This is a genomic window from Pseudomonas fluorescens, from assembly GCF_041354075.1.
Classification (GTDB): Bacteria; Pseudomonadota; Gammaproteobacteria; order Pseudomonadales; family Pseudomonadaceae; genus Aquipseudomonas; species Aquipseudomonas fluorescens_CE.
In genome coordinates this window covers 1-384 of the sequence record NZ_JARZGC010000060.1, presented here as the reverse complement: position 1 = coordinate 384, position 384 = coordinate 1, and the positions used below count along the sequence as shown (strand labels likewise).

Here is a 384-nt window from a genome sequence, read left to right as displayed (position 1 = left end):
TGAACTGGTCGAGAAACTGAAAAACGAAGCGAAGGTAATCTGATCATGACTATCTTGGTAATCGCTGAACACGACAACAAGGCACTGGCCCCGGCCACGCTGAACACTGTGGCTGCCGCTGCCAAAATCGGTGGCGACATCCACGTTCTGGTCGCGGGTCTTGGCGCGGGCGCCGTGGCTGAAGCCGCTGCGAAAATCGCGGGCGTTAGCAAGGTCCTGAACGCTGACAACGTGGCCTACGCGCATCAGCTGCCGGAAAACGTTGCGCCTCTGGTGGCTGATCTCGTTCAAGAAGCGGCGGGCAAAAGCTACAGCCACATCCTGGCTGCCGCCACCTCCAACGGCAAAAACATCCTGCCGCGCGTTGCCGCTGCGCTGGACGTC

At 59.9% G+C, this 384-nt stretch carries 1 pseudogene; it reads left to right on the top strand.

Annotated features, from left to right (window positions below):
• Positions 1-45 precede the first annotated feature (45 nt).
• A pseudogene (locus QIW53_RS27255) lies at positions 46-384 on the top strand (electron transfer flavoprotein subunit alpha/FixB family protein); the annotation flags it as partial.